The 25116-nt window shown below is 70.7% G+C and carries 21 protein-coding genes; 12 read left to right on the plus strand and 9 right to left on the minus strand.

Features of this window, described 5'->3' with window-relative positions; all coding sequences use genetic code 11:
- Nucleotides 1-340 precede the first annotated feature (340 nt).
- The 5 genes from ACGFK0_RS16740 to ACGFK0_RS16760 all read left to right on the plus strand — a co-directional run bounded on the left by ACGFK0_RS16740 (nucleotide 341) and on the right by ACGFK0_RS16760 (nucleotide 7883).
- Nucleotides 341-1399, plus strand: a complete 1059-nt coding sequence (locus tag ACGFK0_RS16740; RefSeq protein ID WP_392905635.1) for a hypothetical protein — start codon at nucleotides 341-343, stop codon at nucleotides 1397-1399.
- Between the two features lie 560 nt (nucleotides 1400-1959).
- Nucleotides 1960-3210, plus strand: a complete 1251-nt coding sequence (locus tag ACGFK0_RS16745; protein WP_392905637.1) for a hypothetical protein — start codon at nucleotides 1960-1962, stop codon at nucleotides 3208-3210.
- A gap of 521 nt (nucleotides 3211-3731) precedes the next feature.
- Entirely contained in the window at nucleotides 3732-5573 is a 1842-nt protein-coding gene (locus ACGFK0_RS16750) for a 2-oxoacid:acceptor oxidoreductase subunit alpha (RefSeq protein ID WP_392905640.1), read from the plus strand.
- 40 nt (nucleotides 5574-5613) lie between these two features.
- Nucleotides 5614-6687: a 2-oxoacid:ferredoxin oxidoreductase subunit beta gene (locus ACGFK0_RS16755; protein ID WP_392905980.1), complete on the plus strand. Its 1074-nt coding sequence runs from the start codon at nucleotides 5614-5616 to the stop codon at nucleotides 6685-6687.
- A 215-nt stretch (nucleotides 6688-6902) separates the two neighbouring features.
- Nucleotides 6903-7883, plus strand: coding sequence for a hypothetical protein (locus ACGFK0_RS16760; protein WP_392905642.1), 981 nt, complete (start codon nucleotides 6903-6905; stop codon nucleotides 7881-7883).
- A gap of 4 nt (nucleotides 7884-7887) precedes the next feature.
- Here the strand turns inward: ACGFK0_RS16760 and ACGFK0_RS16765 are convergent, their stop codons facing one another.
- A complete protein-coding gene (locus ACGFK0_RS16765; RefSeq protein WP_392905644.1) occupies nucleotides 7888-9636 on the minus strand; it encodes an MDR family MFS transporter in 1749 nt (582 codons plus the stop codon).
- Nucleotides 9637-9784: 148 nt separating this feature from the next.
- Here ACGFK0_RS16765 and ACGFK0_RS16770 point away from each other — a divergent pair, with 148 nt between their 5' ends.
- The 3 genes from ACGFK0_RS16770 to ACGFK0_RS16780 are packed head-to-tail and all read left to right on the plus strand — an operon-like array spanning nucleotide 9785 to nucleotide 13784.
- Nucleotides 9785-10423 (plus strand): TetR/AcrR family transcriptional regulator, encoded by a 639-nt coding sequence (locus ACGFK0_RS16770; RefSeq protein ID WP_392905646.1) that lies wholly within the window; start codon nucleotides 9785-9787, stop codon nucleotides 10421-10423.
- Nucleotides 10424-10476: 53 nt separating this feature from the next.
- Nucleotides 10477-12957, plus strand: coding sequence for an alpha/beta fold hydrolase (locus ACGFK0_RS16775; protein WP_392905648.1), 2481 nt, complete (start codon nucleotides 10477-10479; stop codon nucleotides 12955-12957).
- Nucleotides 12954-13784, plus strand: coding sequence for an ABC transporter permease (locus tag ACGFK0_RS16780; protein WP_392905650.1), 831 nt, complete (start codon nucleotides 12954-12956; stop codon nucleotides 13782-13784). The genes ACGFK0_RS16775 and ACGFK0_RS16780 overlap by 4 nt, the downstream gene beginning before the upstream one ends.
- Nucleotides 13785-14115: 331 nt before the next feature.
- Here the strand turns inward: ACGFK0_RS16780 and ACGFK0_RS16785 are convergent, their stop codons facing one another.
- A complete protein-coding gene (locus tag ACGFK0_RS16785; protein ID WP_392905652.1) occupies nucleotides 14116-14499 on the minus strand; it encodes a thioesterase family protein in 384 nt (127 codons plus the stop codon).
- Between the two features lie 78 nt (nucleotides 14500-14577).
- Nucleotides 14578-15375: a LuxR C-terminal-related transcriptional regulator gene (locus tag ACGFK0_RS16790; RefSeq protein ID WP_392905981.1), complete on the minus strand. Its 798-nt coding sequence runs from the start codon at nucleotides 15373-15375 to the stop codon at nucleotides 14578-14580.
- A gap of 218 nt (nucleotides 15376-15593) precedes the next feature.
- On the opposite strand from ACGFK0_RS16790, the gene ACGFK0_RS16795 reads away from it, so the two are divergent.
- Entirely contained in the window at nucleotides 15594-15806 is a 213-nt protein-coding gene (locus ACGFK0_RS16795; RefSeq protein WP_392905983.1) for a dihydrofolate reductase family protein, read from the plus strand.
- Here the strand turns inward: ACGFK0_RS16795 and ACGFK0_RS16800 are convergent.
- On the minus strand, nucleotides 15799-16281 hold the full coding sequence (locus ACGFK0_RS16800) for a MarR family winged helix-turn-helix transcriptional regulator (RefSeq protein WP_392905654.1): 483 nt from the start codon (nucleotides 16279-16281) through the stop codon (nucleotides 15799-15801). The genes ACGFK0_RS16795 and ACGFK0_RS16800 overlap by 8 nt on opposite strands.
- A gap of 50 nt (nucleotides 16282-16331) precedes the next feature.
- On the opposite strand from ACGFK0_RS16800, the gene ACGFK0_RS16805 reads away from it, so the two are divergent.
- From ACGFK0_RS16805 to ACGFK0_RS16815, 3 genes are all read left to right on the plus strand, one after another.
- The gene (locus ACGFK0_RS16805; protein WP_392905656.1) at nucleotides 16332-16736 is read left to right on the plus strand and encodes a nuclear transport factor 2 family protein; all 405 of its coding nucleotides are present in this window, start codon (nucleotides 16332-16334) and stop codon (nucleotides 16734-16736) included.
- 82 nt (nucleotides 16737-16818) lie between these two features.
- Nucleotides 16819-17163 carry a hypothetical protein gene (locus tag ACGFK0_RS16810; protein ID WP_392905659.1) on the plus strand — a complete coding sequence of 115 codons (345 nt, stop codon included), beginning with the start codon at nucleotides 16819-16821 and terminating at the stop codon, nucleotides 17161-17163.
- Nucleotides 17148-17594 carry a hypothetical protein gene (locus ACGFK0_RS16815; RefSeq protein WP_392905661.1) on the plus strand — a complete coding sequence of 149 codons (447 nt, stop codon included), beginning with the start codon at nucleotides 17148-17150 and terminating at the stop codon, nucleotides 17592-17594. Before ACGFK0_RS16810 ends, ACGFK0_RS16815 begins: the two co-directional genes overlap by 16 nt.
- Nucleotides 17595-17783: 189 nt before the next feature.
- Here ACGFK0_RS16815 and msrA read toward each other — a convergent pair whose 3' ends face one another.
- The 5 genes from msrA to nuoL form a co-directional block, all read right to left on the minus strand.
- The gene (gene msrA, locus ACGFK0_RS16820) at nucleotides 17784-18440 is read right to left on the minus strand and encodes a peptide-methionine (S)-S-oxide reductase MsrA (protein WP_392905664.1); all 657 of its coding nucleotides are present in this window, start codon (nucleotides 18438-18440) and stop codon (nucleotides 17784-17786) included.
- Between the two features lie 495 nt (nucleotides 18441-18935).
- Entirely contained in the window at nucleotides 18936-19853 is a 918-nt protein-coding gene (locus tag ACGFK0_RS16825; protein WP_392905984.1) for a polyprenyl synthetase family protein, read from the minus strand.
- Nucleotides 19854-19986: 133 nt separating this feature from the next.
- Nucleotides 19987-21582, minus strand: a complete 1596-nt coding sequence (gene nuoN / locus ACGFK0_RS16830) for an NADH-quinone oxidoreductase subunit NuoN (protein ID WP_392905667.1) — start codon at nucleotides 21580-21582, stop codon at nucleotides 19987-19989.
- Nucleotides 21579-23195, minus strand: a complete 1617-nt coding sequence (locus tag ACGFK0_RS16835) for an NADH-quinone oxidoreductase subunit M (protein ID WP_392905669.1) — start codon at nucleotides 23193-23195, stop codon at nucleotides 21579-21581. The genes nuoN and ACGFK0_RS16835 overlap by 4 nt, the downstream gene beginning before the upstream one ends.
- Nucleotides 23192-25108, minus strand: a complete 1917-nt coding sequence (nuoL, locus tag ACGFK0_RS16840) for an NADH-quinone oxidoreductase subunit L (RefSeq protein WP_392905672.1) — start codon at nucleotides 25106-25108, stop codon at nucleotides 23192-23194. The genes ACGFK0_RS16835 and nuoL overlap by 4 nt, the downstream gene beginning before the upstream one ends.
- Nucleotides 25109-25116 lie beyond the last annotated feature (8 nt).

Here is a 25116-nt window from a genome sequence, read left to right on the forward strand (position 1 = left end):
ATCCAGTATCCCCCTACCAGGGACCCGGAGAACTGTGACCTTGTACCTCCACCCCGGAGGCTCACAATGTCATGGTTTTACTGCACACTAGGCTTGGCATTGAGGTCAGTTTGACCTGGAAGGACGTGACCAGATGAGCAACCCCCCGCCTCCTCCGGGCTGGGAATCCCCGGGCGGCGCGTCCTGGCCGCCTCCGCCGCCGCCCGCAGGCCCGGGCGGGCCTGGGCCCGGCCCCGGCATGCCAGGGCCCCCCGGGCCGCCCCCGCCCGGCGGTTTCGGCGGCCCCGGAACGCCTCCCCCCTTCTTCCCGCCGCCGCCCGGCGCCCCCATGGGTCCCGGCATGCCCCCGCCGAAGCGCGGCGGCGGCGGCGCGGTGATCGCGGCGATTCTCGGCGGCGGCCTCGTCGTCCTGCTGATCATCGGCGTGGTCGTCTTCGTGGTGACCGTCGGCGGCGGCAAGTCGCCGGACGAGAAGCTGACGGCCGCGGCCGCCGACCTTTCCTCGTCGGACGCGGTCGAGCTGGACGGCACCTTCGGCGGCGCCGGGTCTCTGCAGGGTGAGCTGAACGTCACGAAGGGCGGGCGCGCGACCGGGCCCGTCACCTGGAACGGCTCCCGGGTCACCATGCTCTCGGCCGACGGCAAGCTGTTCGTGAAGGCCGACAAGTCCTACTGGGAGCGGGAGATCTCGGGCGACGACCCGTTCTTCCTCAAGAGCGGCGAGCAGTGGGGCCGGCTTGACCACGACGAGCTCAACATCGACTTCAAGCGGTACCTGACCCCGTCGGCGCTGGCGAGCAAGGTGCGCTCGGCGCGCACGTCGAGCGTCAAGCCCCTCGAGACCACCTGGCAGGGCAAGAAGGCACTGAAGTTCAGCACCTTCTCCTCCACGATCTACATCACCGACGAGGACGACGCGGAACTGCTGCGCTACGAGTCGACCACCCCGCGCGTCCGCGTGAACGTCAAGCCGCAGAGCTCGTCGTCGTCCATCATCTCGGACATGCGCACGAGCATGGGCGAGCTGAAGGAGTCCTTCAACGCCTCCGCCCAGCCGCGGGTCAGCGAGTGGAAGAAGGGCGGCTGCAACAGCGACTCCGGCTGCACGGTCGAGGCCAAGATCCGCCCGCCGTACGACGTGGAGAAGCCCGTCACGATCGACGTGCGGTTCCGGCTCACCGCCGGCTCGCTGAGCGGCAAGGACCTCGGCAACTGCACGGCCACCATCACGATCACCGGCTCGACCCCGCAGTGGGCGAGCTGCCGGGTCACCAGCAGCGCGTGGACGCGATGGGCCGACGACACCGGCGGCACGTTCTACAAGCACGCCGACTACAAGGTGATCGGCGCCACGGAAGAAGAGGTCCAGGCGCTGCAGAACGGGCTCGAAAGCGAGTGAGGCCGCAGGTGAGGCGCCCCGCGCGCTGATCCGGCCGCCACCGGGTGCCCGGCGGCGCTCCCCCGAACATGGGGGAAGCGCCGCCGGGCACCTTTATGCTCTGTGGGGACGCCCCTCAGGGCCCGGCGGCCACCCCCCGCATGGTCTGCAGCCCCGTCGGCATCCCCTGGAGGGCATCACAGTTCCCTTGCTTTGTCCCTGACGGTCGGGCCGAACCCGGCCCCCGAAGTGAGCAGAGTGAGCCCCGAGTGAGCGCTGAACAGGACGAGCCGTCACCGACGGCCTCCTCCCAACCCCCGCCGCAAGACCCGGCGGCGCCTGCCCTTCCGGACGGCACGCCCGCCCCCGCCAGGCCGGTCCGGCCGGACGTCCGGGTCGCGGGCGGGACCGCTCCACCCATCGGTTCGCCACTCCCGCGCCCTCCCGCCGACCCGTTCCCCCAGAACGGCCCCGCGGCTCCCGGTGGTTTCTCCGCACCGGGCGGGCCCGCGGCTCCGGGTGGCCGCCCGGCCGTGGGCGGGTCCGTGCCGTCGGGCGGTCCTGCGGCTCCGGGCGGGGTCGTGGCTCCGGGGAGGGGCGGGCGGCAGGGAGCGCCGGGTAAGTGGCGGCTGGCCCTGGTCGCGGGTGGGGCCGCGGCGGTCGTGGTGGCCGTGGGCGCCATGGCGGCCGTCGCGTTCACCGGTGACAGTGAGACGCCCAAGAAGCGGACCAAGCCGACCGCGGCCGCCGCACCGCCGGCGTGGACGATCGAGGCCGGGCGGCAGCTCACGTCGGGGACGGGACTGCGGTACGACGGGACCATGACCGTCGGCGGCACGCCCGTCCAGGCGCATCTGCGGGTCACCCCGTCGGGTCTGGCGACCGGCACGCTGACGGCGGGCCTGCTGAAGGCGGACGTCATCGCGGTCGGCGGTGACACCTATCTCAAGGCGGGGCCGGAGTTCTGGCGCGACCACGCCGGGGAGATCACGCACCTGGAGTACTACGCGGGCCACTGGTCCAAGGCGCCCGCGTCCATGCCCGGCTTCGACGTGCCGGACGTCCTCGGCCCGGAGTCCATCGCACGGATGCTCGCCGAGGCCCCGGCGGAACCGCCCGAGGAGAAGGTGAACGGCGTCCCCGCGTTCAAGGTCGAGACGCCGAAGGCGGTGTATCTGGTGGCGGCCGCGGCTCCGCACCGGCTGCTGTCGGTGCGCGGCACCGGGCAGAACGCGCCGCGGTTCACGGCCACGCCGGTCGCGGCGCCGGTTGCGCTCTTCAAGGAGCTGCGGCCCCGGGTCGCCAAGCTCGGCGGCGCCGCCGACCCGGGGCTGGGTTTCCGGCCCGGGACGCTGACGTTCAGCAACTGCGACAAGAACACCACGGGCTGCACCGTGAGCGTGCCCGCGACGCTGACCTCCCCGGCGGACGGGGTGCCGGACGGCGCGCGTGCGGCGCTGCGGGCCTCGATCACCTCCCGGGGCGAGCCGCTCGGCTCGTGCACGGCGTCGGATGCGGTGCCGGCCGATCGTGCGCTGGTGCTGCGCTGCACCGTCACGAGCAAGCGGTGGCGCAGCTGGATGCGCAACGCCCTCGACAACCCCGGCTCCTATCCGTACGAGGCGACGGCGCACGTGGTCGGGGAGGCGGTGGACGCCGACGACATCGGCAAGCTGCTCGCCCGGGTCGACCGGGAGCGCAAGGCCGTGGTGAAACGGGCACCGTCGACGCCGGGGCCGTCCACACCGGGGCCGTCCGAATCGGGGGAACCGTCGGTTCACCGGTCGGGACAGCCGGAGGTCGCCACTTCGCAGTCGCCGGAGCGGCCCTGACACGCATGACGAGGGGCGGTGGCCCCGAACGCTATTCGGGATGTCTACACTTCGAGCTGTGAACTCCACGCCGGTGGGGAGCCGCGGCTCCTCGACGAATCCCGCGCGGCTGGTCAGGCGGTTGCACGTCGACCTGTGCCGGCAGCGCAGCAGCCTGTGTTCGGGATGAACTCGGGAACCCGTCCAGGTCGTACCCCCGGATAGGACCTGCCCGAATCCGGGAGAGCCGCGTGAACTCCGCACCGAGGTGATACGTCTTGTGTTACGGGGTTCGCGACCTCCCTGGAAGCGGGACGTCACATGACGGGCGGAGTGGCGGCCGCGGTCCATGCCTCCCATGACCTGCGGCCACCGAAGACCGGACGGCGCCGGGTGTTCCCTGCCCGCGTTCCGGTCGGTCTCGACCCGTCCCCGAGAACACCATCCCACCCCGGACATACCATGAAGGTAAGCCTAAGTAGCATCACGATCCTGGGTGCCTCCCCCAGGACGGGTGCTGCGCGTCGAGGAGGTCTTCCTCTGTGACCAAACAGGTCCAGCAGCTCGACCGCGTCATCATCCGTTTCGCCGGCGACTCCGGCGACGGCATGCAGTTGACCGGCGACCGCTTCACCCAGGAGACGGCGGCGTTCGGCAACGACTTGTCGACGCTGCCGAACTTCCCGGCCGAAATCCGCGCCCCCGCCGGGACCCTCCCCGGCGTGTCCAGTTTCCAGTTGCACTTCGCCGACCACGACATCCTCACCCCGGGCGACGCGCCCAACGTCCTGGTCGCGATGAATCCCGCCGCCCTCAAGGCCAACCTCGGGGATCTCCCCCGCGGGGCGGACCTCATCGTCAACACCGACGAGTTCTCCAAGCGCAACCTCGCCAAGGTCGGCTACGAGACGAACCCCGTCGAGGACGACTCGCTCGCCGAGTTCCGGGTGCACGCGCTGCAGCTCACCTCGATGACGGTGACGGCGCTCGCCGACTTCGACATCTCCAAGAAGGACGCCGAACGCGCGAAGAACATGTTCGCGCTCGGGCTCCTGTCGTGGCTGTACCACCGTCCCACCGAGGGGACGGTCTCCTTCCTGGAACGCAAGTTCGCCTCCAAGCCCGAGATCATGAAGGCGAACATCGCGGCGTTCCAGGCGGGCTGGAGCTACGGCGAGACGACCGAGGCGTTCTCGACGCAGTACGAGATCAAGCCGGCCGAGCACGAGCCGGGCCTCTACCGCAACATCACCGGGAACCTCGCGCTGGCCTACGGGCTGGTCGCCGCGGGCGTGCAGAGCGGGCTGCCGATCTTCCTCGGCTCGTACCCGATCACCCCGGCGTCCGACATCCTGCACGAGATCTCCAAGCACAAGAAGTTCGGCGTCCGCACGTTCCAGGCCGAGGACGAGATCGCCGCGGTCGGCGCGGCGCTCGGCGCCTCGTTCGGCGGATCCCTCGGCGTCACCACGACGTCCGGTCCGGGCATCGCGCTGAAGAGCGAGACGATCGGGCTGGGTGTCGCGACCGAGCTTCCGCTGCTGGTCATCGACGTGCAGCGGGCCGGTCCCTCGACCGGCCTGCCGACCAAGACCGAGCAGGCCGACCTGCTGCAGGCCATGCACGGCCGCAACGGCGAGGCGCCCGTCCCGATCGTCGCGCCGCAGTCCCCGTCGGACTGCTTCGACGCGGCGATCGAGGCGGCCCGGATCGCGGTGAAGTACCGCACGCCGGTGATCCTGCTGTCGGACGGCTACCTCGCCAACGGCTCCGAACCGTGGCGGCTGCCGGACGTGTCGGCGCTGCCGGTGATCGAACCGAACTTCGCGGCCCCGTCGCAGGACGACTTCCAGCCGTTCGCACGTGACGCGGACACCCTCGCCCGCCCGTGGGCGGTCCCGGGGACGCCGGGTCTGGAGCACCGGATCGGCGGTCTGGAGAAGGCCGACGGCTCCGGCAACATCTCCTACGACCCGGCCAACCACGACAAGATGACCCGGCTCCGGCAGGCCAAGGTCGACGGGATCGCGAACGACATCGAGCCGCTGGCGGTGGACGACCCGTCCGGCAGCGCCCGGGTGCTCGTGCTGGGCTGGGGCGGCACCTACGGCGCGATCTCCGCCGCCGTCCGCCTCGTCCGCGCGGAGGGCAAGCAGATCGCGCAGGCGCATCTGCGGCATCTCAACCCGTTCCCGGCGAACCTGCCGGAGGTCCTGCGCTCCTACGACAAGGTCATCGTCCCGGAGATCAACCTCGGCCAGCTCGCGCTGCTGCTGCGCGGCCGGCTGCTCATCGACGTGATCGGCTACAACCAGGTCCGCGGTCTGCCCTTCAAGGCCGAGGAGCTCCAGGGCGTCATCCAGGATGTGATCGACAGTGAGTGACAACGGAGCCGTCGGGAACGGCGCCAACGGGAACGGCGCCGTGAACGGCAACGGCGGCGCGTCCAACGGGAACGGCCGGTCGCTGCTCTCCCTCGTCCCGAAGACGGACGAGAAGCAGACGATGAAGGACTTCAAGACCGACCAGGAGGTGCGCTGGTGCCCCGGGTGCGGTGACTACGCGATCCTCGCGGCCGTCCAGTCCTTCCTGCCGGAGCTCGGGCTGCGCCGGGAGAACATCACGTTCATCTCCGGCATCGGGTGCTCGTCGCGGTTCCCGTACTACTTGAACACCTACGGGTTCCACTCGATCCACGGTCGTGCGCCGGCGATCGCGACGGGCCTCGCCACGTCCCGCCCGGACCTGTCGGTGTGGGTGGTGACCGGGGACGGCGACGCGCTGTCCATCGGCGGCAACCACCTGATCCACGCGCTGCGCCGCAACGTCAACCTGAAGATCCTGCTGTTCAACAACCGGATCTACGGGCTGACCAAGGGCCAGTACTCGCCGACGTCCGAACTCGGCAAGATCACCAAGTCGACGCCGATGGGGTCGCTGGACGCGCCGTTCAACCCGCTGTCGCTGGCGATCGGCGCGGAGGGGACGTTCGTCGCCCGGACGATCGACTCCGACCGCAAGCACCTGCAGTCGGTGCTGCGGGCGGCGGCGCAGCACCGCGGCACCGCGCTCGTCGAGATCTACCAGAACTGCAACATCTTCAACGACAACGCGTTCGAGCCGCTGAAGGACGCGTCGGTCCGCGACGACGTCACCGTCCGGCTGGAGCACGGAGAGCCGATCGTGTTCGGCGCGGACCGCTCCAAGGGTCTGCGCCGCAACGCGGCCGGGTCGTTCGAGGTCGTGAACGTCGCGGACGTGGGCGTTTCGGAGATCGCCGTGCACGACGCGCACCACCCGGACCCGTCACAGGCGTTCGCGCTGTCGCGGCTGGACCAGCCGGCGTTCGAGCACACCCCGATCGGCATCTTCCGCGACGTCGACCGGCCGTCCTACGACGAGCTGATGCGGGCCCAGCTCGACGAGGCCGTCGAATCCCAGGGCAAGGGGGATCTGGCGGCGCTGCTCGGCAGCGGCGACACCTGGCGCATCGACTGACGCACGTCCCCGCAGGCCCGGTCCCGGTTCGTCCGGGGCCGGGCTTTTTCGCGCATCGAAACCCGGCGAACTTTGAAACCCGGGGAACGGGGCACGGTTCATCACATGGTGAGCACCCGGGGAGATCCCTAGGCCGAATTCGGCCGGGACACGGTGCGGTACCGCGTCTCATGCTGAAAGACTGCTGAGTAGATCATGGAGCCGGGAGGGTGACGATGCGGGTCATTTCGCGCCGCAGCAAGAGTCGTCGGCAGGATGAGGACCCCGCGCGCACCGACTCACCCCGCGACCCGTCCGGCGCCTCCGAGGCCCCGCAGACCCCAGAGCCTCCGGCGTCCCCGTCCACCCCCGATACCGGGCTGAAACGGCCCCCGCCCACCCTCGAACCGCCCCTCTCCGAACAGCCGCCTCCGGCCGCCGAGGAGGGGGAGCCGGACCCGGACGGGGAACGCGGCGCCGATCCGGCGAAGGCGCTCGGGCAGGAGGGCTTCCGGGACGGGACGTCGCGCGGGCCCGAGGCGACCACGGCGGTGCTGCCGGCGGTCGCGGGCTCGGAGGCCGCGCAACGCCGGCGGGCGCGGGCGGCCGAGCGGCAGCGCATGGCGGCGGAGGTGAAGCGGAGCCGCGCCGCGCGGCGGCGGGGCGTGCCGTACCGGGACGTGAGTCCCGCGGGCAGGGCCGCCGACCAGCACCGTTCGTCGATGCTGGTCATGGTGCTCACACTGGGGCTGCTGATCGCCGCGGTGGCGGTGACCGGCGCGATGATCGCGTCGTCCATGCGGACGCAGCCGGTGACGCTCGCCTCGCCCCTGCACATCTATCCCGTCACGCAGACGACGCCCGGGCAGTGCCCGACGGGAACGCAGGGCATCACGGGACAGACCGGGTCGGGCCCGGCCTGCTACCGGATGGCCCAGGGGATCGCCATCCACAAGGTCGCCGACCTGCGCGTCCAGAAGTCGCGGGTGAAGCCGGGCGGCTATGACGTGGCGGTCACACTGCGGCCGGTCGACCGGGACGCGTTCGCCGAACTGACGCGGGCGACGGTCGGCCGCGACCTGGCCTTCGTCGTGAAGAACCGCATCGTCACGCTTCCCCGCGTCGACATGGCGATCCTGGATGGGAAGGTCGTCGTGACCGGCCCGCCCGACCGCACCTCGGCGACCAGGCTCGTCCGGGAACTGAAGGGCCGCTGACCGCTCACAGCGGCCCGACGGCGACGTCCTTCACCGGGTTCTCCCCCGGGCCGCCGGTGTTTCCGGTACCGCGGGTGTCGGTGCCGCGGGTGTCGGTGCCGCCGGCGTTTCCGTGGCCGCCGGTGCCGGCGCGTGCCGCCTTGCCGCGGTTCGCCGATCCGCGCAGCGGCAGTTCCTTCAGCGCGAGGACCGCGGCGAATCCGAGCAGCGCCACCGGGATGCCGACCAGGAAGACGGTCTCGAGCGCGTTGGAGAACGCGTCCTGCACGATGCCCTTGACCGGCTCGGGGAGCCGCTGGATCTCGTCCGGCGACCCGAGTTCACCGCCGCCGGGCGTCCCGCGGACGCCCGCCGCGCGGAGGCCGGAGGCGATCTCGCTCGCCACCCGGTTGGTGAGGATCGCGCCGAACGCGGCCACGCCCATGGCGCCGCCGAGGTTGCGGAAGAACGAGACACCCGACGTCGTCGAGGCCAGGTCGGCGGACGCGGCGGCGTTCTGCGCGGCCAGGATCAGGATCTGCAGCGTCAGGCCCATCCCGATGCCGAGGACGGCGAGGTCCACGCCGATGAGCACCGTCGGGGAGTCGGTGTGCAGCCGCGACAGCAGGAACATCCCGATGGCGACGCAGGCCAGCCCGAGCACCGGGAAGATCTTGTAGCGGCCCGTCCGGGTGACGACCTGCCCGGATCCGGTCGAGGTGACGAGCATGCCGATGACCAGCGGCAGCGTCATCAGGCCGGACGCCGTGGGGCTCATCCCCTTGACGATCTGCAGATACTGCGGCATGTAGATCATCACGCCGAACATCGCCATGCCGATGCAGACGGAGACGAACGACGTCAGCACGAACATGCGGTTGCGGAACAGCCGGGGCGGCAGGATCGGGTCGCGGGCGCCGCGCTCGGCGACGATCGCCAGCACGACCAGCACGACGGTGGCCCCGGCCAGGATGTAGGTCCATGCGGAGTTCCACGCGAACTCCGTCCCGCCCAGGGACAGCAGCAGCATCAGTGTGGCGGCGCTGCCGGTGATGGTGAACGCGCCGAACACGTCGACGCGGGTGTCGCGGCGCACCCTCGGCATTTTCAGGACCCGCTGGATGACCAGGAAGGCGACGACCGCGAGCGGGACGCACACGTAGAAGCACCAGCGCCAGCCGAGGGCGTCCGCGTCCACGATGAACCCGCCGAGCAGCGGCCCGGCCACGGTGGAGACGCCGAAGACGGCGCCCATGTAGCCGGCGTAGCGTCCGCGCTGCCGCGGCTCGACGACGTCCCCGAGGATGACCTGGGCGAGCGAGGACAGCCCTCCGACGCCGAGGCCCTGGACGGCGCGGGCGGCGATGAGCTGGCCGACGTTCTGCGACAGCCCGGCGCACACCGAGGCGATGACGAAGATCAGCAGGGCGGTCTGGAACATCAGCTTGCGCCCGGCGATGTCCGACAGCTTGCCCCACAGCGGGGTCGAAGCCGTCATGGTCAGCAGCGCGGCACTGGCCACCCAGGACAGCTGGTCCTGGCCGCCGAGGTCGCCGACGATCGTCGGCAGCGCGGTGGCGATGACCGAGGTGGAGAGCATCGAGGTCAGCATCGCCATCATCAGACCGGAGAGGATCTTCAAGATCTGACGGTGCGTGTAGTGCGGTCTCGCCGGTTCCGCCGCCGCACCGTGCGACGCCACGCTCGCCTGAGCCACCCTGCCCCCATGCCGGCGGCCCGACGGACCACCGAGTTGATTACCTGTGCTGTGCATGTATGTTATGTAGACGCTTGTTTACATGCAACCTCGGTAGATTCTGGCACTGACGGCGGCCGGCGGATGAGGCGGCCGGCGAGTGAGGCGGCCGGCGAGTGAGGCGGCCGGCGAGTGAGGCGGCCGAAGCGCGAAGGGGGCGGGAGTGATGACGCAGGTCGAGCAGGAGACCGGACGCACCACGCCGTCCGCCGGCAGCGGCGGGGGCGAGGGCGCCGCGCGGCGGCCGAAGCGCGACCGTGAGGCGACCCGGCGCCGCATCCTGAACGCCGCCCGCGACCTGTTCGGCGAGCACGGCTACGACGGCGTCACCGTCCGCATGATCGCGGCGCGGGCCGAGGCGAACACGGCCCTGGTCAACCGGTACTTCGGCTCCAAGGCGGCGCTGTTCGCGGAGGTCCTGACCGGCGAGTCGGTGATCCGCGGAGTCATCGCGGGCGATCCCGCCGGCCTGCCCCGCCGGCTCGCCGAGCACTTCGTCCGGCTGCTCGACCAGGGCCCCGTCACCGCGATGTCGCGGATGCTGGACCGCTCGGCCGGCCAGCCCGAGGTCAAGGAGATCCTCCTCCACTACCTGGAGGACGTGATCGTCGAGCCGATCGTCGCCCAGCTCGACGGGCCCGACGCCCGCGCCCGCGCGCTGCTCGCGTCCACGATCATCATGGGCGGCGGGCCCGTCCGGCGCCTGCTCGGCCTCAACGACCTGCGCGCCGCCGACCCGGCCGAACTCACCGACCGGCTGACGGCCATGTTCACCGCCGCCCTCGCCCCGCTCCCCGCCTCCTGACCCGCCCGGCCGGACGTCCGGCCCGGGGACGCCGCGCACATAGGGTTCTGACCATGAGGCTGGGGGCGCTCCGGGCGCGGTGGGGCAGGACGGGACGGGTCACGCGCTGGACCGCGGCCGGAGCGGCGATCGTGCTCGCCGGCGGAGGCGCCGGCTGGGGCTTCACGGCGGGCGGCGAGGCCCCCGTCCACACCGTCGACCAGCGCATCGCCGTGGTCGACGGCCCCGGCGACGACCAGCGCGTCACCATCGACGCCACGTTCTACAAGCCGGTCGGCCGCGCCCAGGCCCCCGCGGTCATGCTGGGGCACGGCTTCGGCGGCAGCAAGCGGGACGTGGCGGACGAGGCCCGCGGCCTCGCCCGCGCCGGATACGCGGTGCTGGCGTGGTCGGCACGCGGATTCGGCGGCTCCACCGGGGAGATCGCGCTCAACTCCCCCGACTATGAGGTCAAGGACACCCGGCAGCTCATCGACTGGCTGGCGCGGCGCCCGGAGGTCCGGCTCGACGGGCCCGGCGACCCGCGCGTCGGCATGGCGGGCCAGTCGTACGGCGGCGCGATCGCGCTGCTGACCGCCGCCCACGACGCGCGGGTCGACGCCATCGCGCCGATGATCACGTGGCACAGCCTTCCGGACGCGCTGTTCCCGGACGCGACCGGAGCCGGGCCCTCGGACGGCGTCTTCAAGAAGCTGTGGGCGGGCCTGTTCTTCACCGGCAGCGCGGGCCGTACGGCATGCGGCCGTTTCCTGCCGTCCCTGTGCGAGATGTACCAGGAGGTCGCGGAGAAGGGCCGTCCCACCGACTCGGCGATCGAAACGCTGCGGCGGTCGAGCCCGGCCTCGGTCGCCGACCGGATCAAGGTGCCGGCACTGCTCGTCCAGGGGCAGTCCGACTCGCTGTTCCCGCTCGGCCACGCCGACGCCAACGCCCGCGCGATCGCCGCGAACGGCGCGCCGGTGTCGGTGGTCTGGTTCCAGGGCGGCCATGACGGCGGCGCCCCCGAGACCGAGCGGATCGAGGACCTGGTCCTCGGCTTCTTCGACGCGCGGCTCGAACGCTCCGCCGCGCCGTCGCCGGACGGTTTCACGGTGACGCGGGCGGGCGGGCTCGACTCGTCCACCCAGGAGGTCGTCATCGAGGAGGCGACGACCCGTACATATCCGGGTCTCTCCGGCAGCCCCGTGGATCTGCCGCTGAGCGGCGAGCAGCAGACGATCCACCATCCGGCCGGCGGGTCCCCCGCGTCGATCTCCGCGCTGCCCGGGCTCGGCTCACTCGATTCGCTGGGTTCGGCGGGTTCTCTCAGCGCTCTCGGGGGCGGGCTGCCGGCCGAAATGCCCGGTCAGTCCGCGACGTTCGACACGCGTCCGCTGGAGCGTCCCGTCCAGCTGACGGGCGCGGCCACCGTCCGGCTCAAGGTGGACGGGGACGGGCCGCTGTTCGCGAAGCTCTACGACGTCGCGCCCGGCGGGACGGCGACGCTCGCGCGGCGGCTGGCCGCACCTTTCCGGGTGTCCGGCGGCGACGGCGAGGTCACTGTCACGCTCCCCGCGATGGACCACCGCTTCGACCGCGGCCACCGGATCCGCCTCGTCATCGCGACCACCGACATGGGCTTCGCCACCCCGGCCGCGCCGGCGTCGTACAAGGTGCGGGCGGTGTCGCCGCTGACCGTCCCGGCCGTCCCCTCGCTGACGACCGCGCCGACGCCCGTACCGGCGTGGGTCTGGGCGCTGCCGGCGGCGGCCCTCGTTCTCGCCCTGCTCATCGCCGTGCCCGGACGCCGCCGGCACGACCCCGACAAGGACGGCGACGTCCCGCTGGAGATAACGGGCCTTACGAAGGCGTACAAGAACGGCCACCTGGCCGTCGCCGACCTGTCGTTCCGGGTGGAGAAGGGCCAGGTGCTGGGGCTGCTCGGCCCGAACGGTGCTGGGAAGACAACGACGCTGCGCATGCTCATGGGGTTGATCCATCCCGATGCAGGCGAGATCCGCATCTTCGGTCATCACGTCCATCCCGGTGCGGCCGTCCTGGCCCGGCTCGGCTCCTTCGTCGAAGGGCCCGGTTTCCTGCCCCACCTCTCCGGCCGCGACAACCTGGACCTCTACTGGCGCGCCACAGGCCGCCCCCTGGACGAAGCCCACCTGGACGAGGCGCTGCAAATAGCCGACTTGGGGTCCGCCCTCGACCGTGCCGTCCGCACGTATTCGCAGGGGATGCGGCAGCGCCTCGCAATCGCCCAGGCCATGCTCGGGCTGCCCGACCTCCTCGTCCTGGACGAACCGACCAACGGCCTCGACCCGCCGCAGATCCGCGAGATGCGGGAGGTGCTCGTCCGGTACGCCGCCGCCGGGCGGACGGTCATCGTCTCCAGCCACCTGCTCGCCGAGGTCGAGCAGACCTGCACGCACGCGGTCGTCATGGCCGGTGGCCGCCGCGTCGCCGCCGGTCCCGTCGCCGACATCGTCGGGTCCTCCGGCCGTCGCCTGGAGGACGCCTTCCTGGAGATCATCGGGGAGCGTTCATGACCGCCTACAACGTCCGCCGGACCCTTCCGCTGCGGGTGGAGGCCGTCCGCCAGTTCCGGCGGCGCCGCACCCTGGTCGCGTTCGGGATCCTGCTCGTCCTCCCGTGGGTGCTGGTGGCCGCGTTCAAGCTCGGCGGCGACCCGGAACCGGACGGCGCGCCCAGCCTGGTCGACGTCGCCACGTCCAGCGCCCTCAACTTCGCCCTCTTCACCCTGTTCGTCTCGACGGGTTTCCTGCTGGTCGTCGCCGTGGCGCTGTTCTGCGGCGACACCGTCGCGAGCGAGGCGGGCTGGTCGTCGCTGCGCTACCTGCTGGCCGCGCCGGTACCGCGCGCCCGTCTCCTGCGGCAGAAGCTCGTCGTCGCGCTCTCCTACGCGGTCCTCGCCGTCGTCAGCCTGCCGCTGATGTCGCTGATCGCGGGGACGGCCGGGTTCGGCTGGGGCGGCGTCGAACTCCCGACCGGCGGAACCGTCCCGGCCGGCACCGCGCTCAGCCGGATGGCGATCATCGTCGGGTACGCCCTCGTCTCCCAGCTCGTCGTCGCGTCCCTGGCCTTCCTGCTGTCCGTCACCACCGACTCGCCGCTCGGTGCGGTCGGCGGCGCCGTCGGCCTCGTCATCGTGAGCAACATCCTGGACGCCGTCACCGCGCTCGGCACCTGGCGCGAGTTCCTCCCGACGCACTGGATGTACTCCTGGATGGACGCCCTCCAACCCGAGATCCAATGGACGGGCATGGCCAAGGGCGCGGCCCTCTCCATCTCCTACGCCGTCGTCTTGTTCGCCATCGCATTCCGCCGCTTCCGCACCCGCGACATCGTCTCCTAGGTACTCCCGGCCCCCGGGCCCGCAACTTGCGACCACTCTCGGTCATTGCAGAAAGTATCCATTCGGACACATATCGCGACAGTCGCTTTCTTGAAATCGGTCGAACCGGCAGTGTCCGTCGCATAAGCTCATCGAACCTCGCACGCTACGGGTACGTCGTAGGAGGTACAACGCGACATCGGCTCGATCGACGGGTTAAGCCCCGCCCGATGGGGGGAGATGATCACCATGGCACGGCAGCAGCTCATCAAGCGTCCCAAACCCCCACGTCAACCGAGCCCGCCCGACCTGCGGACGCCGTCCGGCCGCCTCCTGCCGTACTGACGGCGTTTCACCGGCCCAGCCGCGCGAGAAACCTCTCCCGGTCCACGACGACCCGCTCGACGCGGCCGTCACCCACCACCGTGCCCCGCTCGTCGGCGGCGCTGAACGCGAACACGAGCCGCGCGCCGTCGACATCCGTGAGCTCGGCCTCGACCGTCACGCGCACGCCGACGGGACTGGCCGCCCGATGCTCCAGCTCGACCCGCGTCCCGACCGAGGTCATGGCCTCGTCCAGGCAGGCCTCGACCGCCTTGGCCGTCGCGGCCTCCGCCAGCGCCAGCAGCCGCGGCGTACCCAGCACCGGAACGTCACCGCTCCCGAGCCGGACGGCCGTGTCCGCCTCCTCGACCACCACGGACGTCTTGGCCCGCAACCCCTTCTTCAGTTCCATACGCCCATCCTCCTCAGCCCGTCGTTGCGAGCATCGCGGGGCGCGGCGACCGGGGTCGGGACCATTTCGGCGTACACGTCAGCGTTCGTGCTGATCGGCGTCGGCCACGTCGAGCGGCCGTTCGGAGAGGCGGTCTCCCGAGGGCGCCGTGGCCCGCGCCGCGGCCCCGGATGTCAGGGAGTCGGCGCAGTGATCGAAGAACAGCCGGGCGACCAGGTCGCCGCGTGAACCGGTGCCCGACTTCGCGAAGATCGACTTCAGGTGGTCCTGCACCGTGTACGACGACACGTGCAGCCGGGCCGCGATCTGCCTGGTGGAAAGGCCCTGTGCCACCAGCTCCGTCACTCGCCGCTCTCGGTCGGTGAATCCGTAGGCGTCGACCATCAGAGGCGCCATTTCGGCAGGGCGGGCCGCTTCGAGCATGACCGCGACCGGCGCCTCCGGCCCGTCCCCCAGCATCGAGCCCCGCACGATCAGCCAGTGACCGACCCGGGTCCGCACTCTGGCCCTGGCCGGTCGGACACCGGCCGACACTGGACCGGGCGCCGAACCGGCAAGGGCGCGGGTCTGGCGGGCGATGGCGGGCACGACCAGCGGCAGCCGGGCGCCGGCCCTGTCACCGCTGCCCAGCTCGTCCAGCCGGCGGTCCGCCGCCCGGTTGGACATGCTGACGCCGTCGTCGGCGTCGAGGACGAGCAGGCCGACGTCACCGTCCCCGTCCCGTGCGCCGTCGAGCAGGAGGCCCCGCCGCACCCCGTCGGCGATCAGTCCGGCCAGCGACGCGACGAACCCGACCTCGGCCGGCGAGAAGTACGGGCGCTTCGCCTCCCGGAACACGGTCAGCAGCCCCCATGTCGACCTGCCGTCCCCGAGCACCGCGCGCAACTCGTCGGAGAAGCCGCCGGGGCGGCGGATCTCCCGCTGGCGCAGGCTGAGGTCGAGATCACCCGCGGTGACGTCGCTCAGGCTCGCCGCCGGACGGTCGGCCCAGGCGAGCCGGACCCCCGGCGCCGGGACACGCGCGCTACGTCACCGGCGGCATCGAATCCTGCGTCGCGCAGGCCAAGGAGGCCGCCGACGGCCGCGACATCCTGCTGCACGGCGCCGCGACCGCCCAGGAGTGCCTCCGCGCGGGCCTGCTGGACGAGATGGAACTGCAGCTGATGCCCGTCCTGCTCGGCCAGGGCCGCCGCCTGTTCGACAACATGCCGCCCGACCACATCGAACTGGAACTGCTCCGTGCCATGGACGCTCCAGGAGTACAGCACCTGCGCTACCGAATCCACAAACCGGCAACCGCTACCTAGGCGGCGGCACGGCCCGGCGCTCCACCGCGGGCGTTCCCCCAAGCTCGTCCAGGAGCCGGACCAGCAGATCCCGATGCTCGGCCAGACGCTTCTCGCCGAAACGCTCGGCGAGCCGCCGATCCAGAGCTGTGCGCGCACCCCGCGCCGCGTCCACCGCGTCCCGGCCCCGAACGGTCAGCCGAACCCGCCGTATCCGGGCATCGCTCGCATCGGGCGTGCGCTCGCAGTAACCGAGCCTTTCGAGCTCCGCCACGACCTTCGAGGCACCTTGCTGGGTCATCGCGAGTCGCGCGGCCAGTTCACCGACCGTGGGCTCACCGTCGATCAGGTGCTGGAAGACGTAACCGTGCGAGAACCGCAGATCACCGAAGCCCTGGTCGGCCAGCTGATCCTGCACCAGTGCCGCGGCGGCCTGGCCGGCGAAGAGGGCGAGCGTTCCGGTGTCCAGCGACCGCGGGTCGAGTGAGGATGCCACGAGACCATTCGACCATTGACAACCAAGGTTGTACAACTACGGTTGTAGACATGCATCGCAACATCGACACCGCGATCCACTACCACCGCGCCGTCTCCGGCTTTGCCACCGGCGAGGAACTCGCAGCGTTCTTCCACCCCGACGCCACCCACCACGAACTGCCCAACGCACTCTTTCCCGACGGCAACGTCCGCGACCTGGCGGGCCTGCGCGCCGCGGCCGAAGCGGGCCGCAAGGGCCTGAGCGCGCAGAACTTCGAGGTGCTCAACGCCCTGGCCATGGGCGACCAGGTCGCCCTGGAAGTGCTCTGGACCGGCACGACCGCGGTCCAGCTGGGCGACGTCCCCGCAGGCCACACCCTGCGGGCCCACATCGCGACCTTCCTCGAATTCCGCGACGGAAAGATTTTCACCCAACGCAACTACGACTGCTACGACCCCCTGAACCCCACCTGACCCCAGGCCCGAACTCCACGACGACGACACAGAGTGCCTTCACCCCATCCAACTATCCTACTCTTGGTAGTACTGTCAGATCATGGCCGATACTCGTGACGGCGCGATCACCCCCCAGGGCAAGCCGCGCAAGCGGAGACGTCGTCCGCCTGCTTCCTCGGGGACGGAGCAGCGGGTGTTGGGGGCGGGTGCAGGCGAAAGCCATGGCAAGACCGTGAAGAAGTCGGTCACGCTGCGCGAGTCCGTCGTAGAAGAGATCGAGGCCCGCACGGGAGCACGCGGTTTCTCCGAGTTCTTGAATGCCGCAGCCGAGCGCCACTTGGCCCTCCTCCAGGCTCAGGAGATCGTGGACGATCACGTCACCCGCCACGGAGAGTTCACACAGGAGGAACTGGCGGAGGCAGAGGCCGCATGGCGGGGCGAGTGACCAGGCCGGCTGCCCTGATCGGTCCGGCATTCGTGTTGGACGCGCAGGGCCTGTCGCTCCTCGCCGACGATGACCGCCGCATGACGGCACGCCTGGAGCTGGCGGTGCGGGAGGAATTCGTGCCCGTCATCAGTGCCGTCACCATCGCCGAGCAGCGTCGCGACGGACAGGCAGGAAGACGGCTCGCATGGTTGCGTTCCAGGCTCACCATCGTTCCTGTCACCGAGGAACTCGCGGACGCGGCTGCCGCCCTGCTGAACTCCACCGGCCTCTCCGGCCACGACTGCGTCGTGGACGCCTTGGTGGTGGCCACCGCTGCCAGCGCCACCGGTCCCTCGAAGGTCGTTTCCAGTGACGGCTCCCACATTCCCGCACTCTGCAAGGACGCCAGCGCGAACCGCCCCTCACCGGTGGACTGGCTCCGAGTCTGAACACTGCTTCATCTACTCGGTCGTGGCGACACCGACCGGATCGATGCGGAGCCTGGACAGGTACCAGCGAAGCCTGTCCGGCTTGGTCCGGACGTCCTGGGCTTCGATCGGTGTGAGTGCACTGATCACCACACGGAAGTCGTTGTCCTGGGCCGCGCGGACCAGAGCCGTGACGCGCCCCGCGCAAGGTCACTCAGCGGGCGCAACGCCGACCGGGCAGGACACGCCCGTTCCGCCGATGCCGCAATATCCTCCGGGGTTTTTATTGTCCGAGAGGTACTGCTGGTGGTAGTGCTCGGCGTAGTAGAAGTCGGTGGCCTTGCTTATCTCAGTGGTTATGGGGCCGTGGCCGGCCTTGGTGAGGACCTGCTGGTAGGCGTCGCGGGAGGCTTCGGCGGCCTTCTGCTGGAGGTCGGTCCTGTGGAAGATGGCCGAGCGGTACTGGGTGCCGATGTCGTTGCCCTGGCGCATGCCCTGGGTGGGGTCGTGGGACTCCCAGAAGGTGCGGAGGAGGTCTTCATAGGAGACCTTGGTCGGGTCGTAGACGACTCGGACGGTTTCGGTGTGGCCGGTCTGGCCGCTGCAGACTTCTTCGTAGGTGGGGTTCGGGGTGTAGCCGCCCTCGTAGCCGGAGGCGGTGGAGATGACGCCGGGGGCCTGCCAGAACATGCGCTCGGCGCCCCAGAAGCACCCGAGGGCGAATTCGGCGATCTCGGCGCCGTCCGGGTAGGGCGGGGCCAAGGGCGCGTCGAGAACCTCGTGGCGCGGCGGCACCGGGATGGGTTCGTCCCTGCCGGGGAGTGCCTTCTCCGGAGAGACCATCTGGGTCTTCGCAAAGCCGAACATGTCCTCAGGTTAGCTCGCGGCGGCCACCGGTCGGCTGGATCTTGTGCCCGGGACCGCCTGGACGGGCTACAGTGCCGGTCGTTGTTCGCCGGAGTCGAGGAGCCTCGTTGCGTCTGGTCAGCGTCACCATGTCGGGTACGGCACTCATCGCGGTGGGGTTGGTGGCCCCGGGGGCCGGGAACGGGCCGGGGCACGATCAGGTGACGGTCGTGCCGGGAATGGCGCGGCCCGGGGAGACGGTGGAGGTTTCCGTTCCCGGGTGTGCCGCGCCGGGACCGGCGACGTCCGAGGCGTTCACCGGGCGGGCCGTGGGCGGCGCCGCCACCGTGCGGCGCGATGCCGTGCCGGACACGTACCCGGTCGTGGCGCGGTGCGGGTCACGGACAGTGATCGGTGAGATGCGCGTGGCGGGGCGGCTCGTCTGGCCGGACCTCCTGCCGACCCAACGGCGCGACAGATGATGCGTCCGGGCACGACCGGCCGCTCGACGAGCCTCTAACCGGTACGCGAGACGACGTAGTCGCAGAGGCCGGTGAAGGCGTCCCGGGCGGGGATGGCGGGGAGGGTGAGGAGTTCGGTGCGGGCGTCGTCGGCCCAGCGGCGCAGGTCGGCGCGGGCGCGGTCCATGGCGGGGTGGGCGCGCAGGAGGGTGAGGGCCTCGGCGTGGAGGGCGTCGTCGGAGAGGTCCTGGACGAGGAGTTCGCGGAGGCGGGCGTCGTCCGGGCCGGAGCCGATGCCGGCGAGGACGTGGTGCATCGGGAGGGTGCGGATGCCTTCGCGGAGGTCGGTGCCGGGGGTCTTGCCGGACTCCTCCGTCTCGGACGCGATGTCGAGGATGTCGTCGGACAGCTGGAACGCGATACCGATCTTCTCGCAGGCCGACGTGACGGTGTGGACGGCGTGCGAGGGGGCCCCGGACAGCAGGGCGCCGAAATGGCCGGAGACGGCGATGAGGGACGCGGTCTTGTCGGCGGCGACCTGGAGGTAGTGCTTGAGGGGGTCGGCGTCGGGGCCGGGGCCGACGGTCTCCTGGATCTGGCCGCGGACGAGCCGGGCGAACGCGCGGGCCTGAACGCGGACGGATTCGGGTCCGAGGTCGGCGAGCAGGTCGGACGCGCGGGCGAACAGGTAGTCGCCGGTGAGGATGGCGACGGTGTTCGTCCAGCGGGAGTTGGCGGACTCCTGGCCGCGGCGGACGGTCGCCTCGTCCATGACGTCGTCGTGGTACAGGGTGCCGAGGTGGGTGAGTTCGACGACGACGGCGGCGGGCACGACGCCGGGCGCGGCGGGGTCGCCGAAGTGGGAGGCGAGCAGCACCAGCATCGGCCGGAACCGCTTGCCGCCCGCTTCGACGAGGTGCTGTGAGGCCTCGGTGAGCAGCGCGTCCTCGCCGCGGACGCAGTCCATGAGCATTTCCTCGACGGTGGCCAGGCGGCCCCTGGCGTCGGCCGCGAGGGCGGCGTCGACGGGAAGCCCGAACGGGCCGGTCTCCTCTACGGCCGGCCCGCCGGACTTCTCAGCGAATGGGTGGCTCACCCAGGACTCCCTACCGGACGAACATGTCGGTCGTGGCTTGTCCCGCAAGGTCCAGAATGGGTTGTGGGAGCACGCCGAGTACAACAGTAGCCGTCACGCCTACCGCGACAGCGACCGCGGTCGCCGGCCCGGCCACCACGACCGGCCCGTCGGGGTCGGGGTCGCTGAAGAACATGACGACGATCACGCGGATGTAGAAGAACGCGGCGATGGCGGAGGCGATGACGGCGACGACGACCAGCGGTGTCGCGCCCTCCTCGACGGCCGCCTTGAACACCGCGAACTTCCCGGTGAAGCCGCTGGTGAGGGGGATGCCGGCGAACGCCAGCAGGAAGAAGGCGAACACACCGGCGACGACCGGGGAGCGTTTGCCGAGCCCCGCCCACCGCGACAGGTGGCCCGCCTCGCCGCCCGCGTCCCGCACCATCGTGACGACGGCGAACGCGCCGACGGAGGCGAAGCCGTAGGCGAGCAGGTAGAACAGGGTGCTCGACAGTCCGTTCGGGGACGCGGCGATCACGCCGAGGAGCAGGAAGCCCGCGTGCGCGACCGACGAGTAGGCCAGCATCCGCTTGATGTCGGTCTGCGTGATCGCGATGATCGACCCGGCGACCATCGTGAGAATGGCCACACCCCACATGAAGGGCTGCCAGTCCCATTCGAGGGTCTCGAACGCGACGTAGTAGACGCGGACGATCGCGCCGAACGCGGCGACGACCGTGCAGGACGCCATCAGCGCCGTGATCGGGGTGGGGGCGCCCTGGTAGACGTCGGGCTTCCACATGTGGAACGGGACGCCGCCGAGCTTGAACAGCAGCCCGACCGACAGCAGCGCGACGCCCGCGAGGAGCAGGGTCTCGTTGCCGGCGTCCTTGCCGATCTGTGCGGAGATGTCCGACAGCCGCACCGACCCGGCGTACCCGTACAGCAGCGCCACCCCGTACAGGAAGAACGCCGAGGAGAACGCGCCGAGCAGGAAGTACTTGACCGCGGCCTCCTGGGACAGGAGGCGCCGCCGGCGGGCGAGCCCGCACAGCAGGTACAGCGGCAGCGACAGCACCTCCAGCGCCACGAACATCGTGAGCAGGTCGTTCGCGGCCGGGAACATGACCATGCCGCCGACGGCGAACATCATCAGCGGGAACACCTCGGACTGGACGGCGCCCGCCTCGGTGGTGCGCTGCTCGGCCTCGCTGCCCGGCAGGGCGGACGCCTGCGCGGCGAAGTGCCCCTCGACGCCGCCCGCCCGGGCGCCGCCGCGCTCGGCGATCAGCAGGAGGCTGACCAGCGCCAGCACCAGGATGGTGCCCTGCAGGAACAGGGTGGGGCCGTCCACGCCGATCGCGCCTTCGGCGGCGACGTGGTGCGGGTTCTCGCGCCACCCCAGCACGATCGTCCAGGCGAAGGCGGCGGCGAGGCCGAGGAACGCGATCGGCACCTGCGTGGTCCAGCGCCGGCGCCGGCCGACGAACGCCTCGACGAGCACGCCGATGATCGCGGCGCCGAAGACCAGCAGCATCGGGGCGATCTGCCCGTATTCGATGTGCGGCGCGGGGATGTCACCCCCCTGCGCGAGGACCGCGCTCACCTGACTGCTGGTGCTCATGGACGGGCTCCGTTCTCGGCGACGTTACCGGTGATGTCCGGCGCGGGGTCCTGCTTGTCGACCCGGGCCATGGTCTCCTTCACCGACGGGTTGATCACGTCCAGCACCGGCTGCGGGAAGAAGCCCATCGCCACGATGATCGCGAGGATGGGGGCGATGACCCACTTCTCCCGGGCGGACAGGTCCTTCAGGCCCGCGACGGCGGGCACGGCGGGGCCGCCCATGGTCCGCTGGTACATCCACAGGATGTAGATGGCGGCGAGCACGATCGCGATGACGGAGGCGATCGCGGCCCACTGGTAGCGGCTGAACGTGCCGACGATGACGAGGAACTCCGACACGAACGGCGACAGGCCGGGCAGCGACAGGCTCGACAGTCCGGCGACGAGGAACGTCCCGGCGAGGACGGGCGCCACCTTCTGCATGCCGCCGTAGTCGGAGATCCGCGCCGACCGCCGCCGGACGATCATGAACCCGACGACGAGGAACAGCGCGCCGGTGGAGAACCCGTGGTTCACCATGTACAGCGCCGCGCCCGACTGGGCCTGGGACGTCATCGCGAAGATGCCGAGCACGATGAACCCGAAGTGGGAGATCGACGTGTAGGCGATCAGCCGCTTCATGTCGACCTGCCCGATCGCGAGGATCGCGCCGTAGATGATGCTGACGACCGCGAACACGATCACGACGGGAGTCGCCCACCTGGCCGCGCCGGGGAACAGCTCCAGGCAGAACCGGAGCATCCCGTACGTGCCGACCTTGTCCAGGACGCCGACGAGCAGGACCAGCGCGGGCGCCGGGGACTGCTGCGCCGCGTCCGGCAGCCAGGTGTGCACCGGCGCCATCGGCGCCTTGATCGCGAACGCGATGAAGAAGCCGAGGAACAGCCACTTCGCCGTCGTCGGGTCGATGTTCAGCTTCGACAGCTCGTCGAACATGAACGTGCCGTGCCCGACGCCGCCCTCGGCGACGGGCCTGGCCGACAGCGGGTACAGCCAGATGACCGCGACGAGCATCAGCAGCCCGCCGAGCAGCGAGTACAGCAGGAACTTCACCGCGGCGTAGGAGCGCTGCGCGCCGCCGTAGTACCCGATGATGAAGTACATCGGGATGAGCAGCGCCTCGAAGAAGACGTAGAAGACGAACACGTCGGTCGCCGCGAAGACACCGATCATCGTCGCTTCGAGGGACAGCAGCAGCGCGAAGTAGGCCTTCACCGACCGCTGTGGTCCCTCCGCGTGGCCGGGCCCCGCCTCGCCCCGGACCGGGACGTCCACGCCACCGGACCGGTCGGCCTCGCCCCACGAGCCCAGGATGACCAGCGGGACGAGGATGACCGACAGCAGGATCAGCGTCAGCGCGATCCCGTCGACGCCGAGCGCCCAGTGGATCCCGAACTCCCTGATCCACCAGTACTTCTCTTCGAACTGGAAGCGCGGCCCGCCCGCGTCGAAGCCCGCGGCCATGATCCCGGTGAGGACCGCGACGACGAGGGAGACGCCGAGCGCGAACTGCTTGACCAGCGTCTCCCGCTCACGCGGGATGACGGTGAGCAGCACCGCGCCCGCCAGTGGCAGCGCGATGAGGACGCTCAGCCAGGGAAAGTCGCTCATGAAACGTTCACCACCAGGAGCGCGGCCACCACGAGCGCAGCGCCGAAGGTCATTGAGAGTGCGTAGGAACGGGCGAAGCCGGTCTGGACGCGCCGGAGCCGGCCGGAGGTGCCGCCGATGCCGGCGGCCGTGCCGTTCACGGCGCCGTCGACGCCGCGTCCGTCGAACCAGACCGCGAGCCGGGTCAGCCACTGGCCGGGACGCATCAGCAGCGACTCGTTGAGCGCGTCGCCGTAGAGGTCCTTGCGTGCCGCGACGGTGACGAACGAGCCCTTGGGCGCCTCACGCGGCACCTTCCGGCTGCCGTACTGCCGCCAGGCGATCGCCGCACCGATGACCATCAGCACGACGGTCGCGATGCCGGGTGCGGTGATCCAGGCGAACTCGTGCTCGTGCTCGGGCGCCCCGACGACCGGCTCCAGGAAGTGGCCGAACCCGCCGAGAATGAGGAACCCGCCCGCGGCGACCGAGCCGCCCGCCAGCAGGATCAGCGGCACCGTCATGACCTTGGGCGACTCGTGCGGGTGGGCGTCGTCCGCCCAGCGCTTCTCGCCGAAGAACGTCATGAACATCACGCGCGACATGTAGTACGCGGTGATGCCGGCGCCGAGCAGCGCGCACGCGCCGAGGATGTTCCCGTGCGTGCCGCCCTCGTTGAACGCCGCCTCGATGATGCCGTCCTTGGTGAACCAGCCGGACAGCCCGGGGAACCCGATGATCGCGAGGTAGCCGAGCCCGAACGTGGCGTAGGTGACGACCATCATGGAACGGAGCGCGCCGTAGTGGCGCATGTTCACGTCGTTCTTCATGCCGTGCATGACGGACCCGGCGCCGAGGAACAGGCCGGCCTTGAAGAAGCCGTGCGCGATGAGGTGCGCGATGGCGAAGACGTAGCCGGCCTTGCCGAGCCCCGCCGCGAGCGTCATGTAGCCGATCTGCGACATCGTCGACCCGGCGAGCGCCTTCTTGATGTCGTCCTTGGCGCACCCGATGATCGCACCGAAGAGCAGCGTGGCCGCACCGACGATCGTCACCACCAGCTGCGCGGTGTCGGACATCTCGAAGATCGGCCCCGCCCGGACGATCAGGTACACGCCGGCGGTCACCATCGTCGCCGCGTGGATGAGCGCCGACACGGGGGTCGGGCCCTCCATCGCGTCCAGCAGCCAGGACTGCAGCGGCAGCTGCGCCGACTTGCCGCACGCGCCGACGAGGAGCAGCAGCCCGATCGCGGTGGCGGTCCCGGTGCTCAGCTGGGACGCCATGCCGACATGCTCGGCGCCCGTGCCGAGGATCGGCTGGTAGTCGATGGTGCCGAAGGTGGCGAAGATCAGCGCGATCGCGATGATCAGCCCCATGTCGCCGACGCGGTTGACGACGAACGCCTTCTTCGCCGCGGTCGCGGCGGTCGGCTTGTGCTGCCAGAACCCGATCAGGAGGTAGGAGGCGAGGCCCACGCCCTCCCAGCCGAGGAACATGATCAGGAAGTTGTCACCGAGCACCAGCAGCAGCATCGCCGCGACGAACAGGTTCAGGTAGGCGAAGAACTTGCGCCGCTCGGGGTCGTCGGCCATGTAGCCAACGGAGTAGATGTGGATGAGCGAGCCCACCCCGGTGATCAGCAGCACGAAGCTGATGGACAACGGGTCCACCAGCAGGTCCATGCCGACCTTGAACGCGCCGACGTCGATGAAGTCCCACAGGTGCCGGCTGCGGCGCCGCTCCTCGGCGCCGTATCCGAGCATCTGGACGAACATCGCGACGCCGAGCGCGAACGACGCGACCGACATCGCGACGCCGAGCAGGTGCCCCCACTTGTCGGTGCGCCTCCCCCCGATCAGGAGGATCGCGGCGCCCGCGAGCGGGAGCGCGATGAGGAGCCAGGACGCGGCCTGGATGCCTTCCGCTTTCATCCCAGCCT

Source organism: Spirillospora sp. NPDC048823 (assembly GCF_043198445.1).
Taxonomy (GTDB): domain Bacteria; phylum Actinomycetota; class Actinomycetes; order Streptosporangiales; family Streptosporangiaceae; genus Spirillospora.

Bases quoted from the DNA above. Each gene is read 5' to 3' on its own strand.
- nuoL (WP_392905672.1), bottom strand. From the start codon at position 25,108: ATGAAAGCGGAAGGCATCCAGGCCGCGTCCTGGCTCCTCATCGCGCTC.
- ACGFK0_RS16740 (WP_392905635.1), top strand. From the start codon at position 341: ATGCCCCCGCCGAAGCGCGGCGGCGGCGGCGCGGTGATCGCGGCGATT.
- ACGFK0_RS16770 (WP_392905646.1), top strand. From the start codon at position 9,785: ATGACGCAGGTCGAGCAGGAGACCGGACGCACCACGCCGTCCGCCGGC.
- ACGFK0_RS16810 (WP_392905659.1), top strand. From the start codon at position 16,819: ATGGCCGATACTCGTGACGGCGCGATCACCCCCCAGGGCAAGCCGCGC.
- ACGFK0_RS16835 (WP_392905669.1), bottom strand. From the start codon at position 23,195: ATGAGCGACTTTCCCTGGCTGAGCGTCCTCATCGCGCTGCCACTGGCG.
- ACGFK0_RS16805 (WP_392905656.1), top strand. From the start codon at position 16,332: ATGCATCGCAACATCGACACCGCGATCCACTACCACCGCGCCGTCTCC.
- msrA (WP_392905664.1), bottom strand. From the start codon at position 18,440: ATGTTCGGCTTTGCGAAGACCCAGATGGTCTCTCCGGAGAAGGCACTC.
- ACGFK0_RS16780 (WP_392905650.1), top strand. From the start codon at position 12,954: ATGACCGCCTACAACGTCCGCCGGACCCTTCCGCTGCGGGTGGAGGCC.
- ACGFK0_RS16825 (WP_392905984.1), bottom strand. From the start codon at position 19,853: ATGCTCATGGACTGCGTCCGCGGCGAGGACGCGCTGCTCACCGAGGCC.
- ACGFK0_RS16765 (WP_392905644.1), bottom strand. From the start codon at position 9,636: ATGCACAGCACAGGTAATCAACTCGGTGGTCCGTCGGGCCGCCGGCAT.
- nuoN (WP_392905667.1), bottom strand. From the start codon at position 21,582: ATGAGCACCAGCAGTCAGGTGAGCGCGGTCCTCGCGCAGGGGGGTGAC.
- ACGFK0_RS16785 (WP_392905652.1), bottom strand. From the start codon at position 14,499: ATGGAACTGAAGAAGGGGTTGCGGGCCAAGACGTCCGTGGTGGTCGAG.
- ACGFK0_RS16760 (WP_392905642.1), top strand. From the start codon at position 6,903: ATGCGGGTCATTTCGCGCCGCAGCAAGAGTCGTCGGCAGGATGAGGAC.
- ACGFK0_RS16775 (WP_392905648.1), top strand. From the start codon at position 10,477: ATGAGGCTGGGGGCGCTCCGGGCGCGGTGGGGCAGGACGGGACGGGTC.
- ACGFK0_RS16815 (WP_392905661.1), top strand. From the start codon at position 17,148: ATGGCGGGGCGAGTGACCAGGCCGGCTGCCCTGATCGGTCCGGCATTC.